The sequence below is a fragment of the Sphingomonas sp. 10B4 genome, assembly GCF_035019905.1.
Taxonomy (GTDB): domain Bacteria; phylum Pseudomonadota; class Alphaproteobacteria; order Sphingomonadales; family Sphingomonadaceae; genus Sphingomonas; species Sphingomonas glacialis.
In genome coordinates this window covers 1-236 of the sequence record NZ_JASJVC010000579.1, presented here as the reverse complement: position 1 = coordinate 236, position 236 = coordinate 1, and the positions used below count along the sequence as shown (strand labels likewise).

The following is a 236-nucleotide window of genomic DNA, read 5'->3' as shown; positions in this document are numbered from 1 at the left end:
CAGCAAAACCATATCCCGACCAAAAGAGACGACTATATATCCCATCACCCCAAAACATAAAAAAAACGAAATCGCGCCGTCACCTGCGCCACGGGAAACTGCCGCCCGCCGCGGTCGTCAAACCGCAAAGCCGGGTCGGCAAAGCCCTGGTACGAAGACTCATGAATAATCCGGGCTAAGAGTCCGTTTGGAAAATCACGGATGGGCGTTTCTGCGTAGCATGAGTCCGCCCATGG

General features: G+C 54.2%; 1 protein-coding gene. It reads right to left on the bottom strand.

Annotated features, from left to right (window positions below; all coding sequences use genetic code 11):
- Window positions 1–44: 44 nt before the first annotated feature.
- A partial coding sequence (locus QN347_RS20930; RefSeq protein ID WP_323494567.1) for a hypothetical protein occupies window positions 45–236 on the bottom strand: 192 nt, incomplete at its 5' end.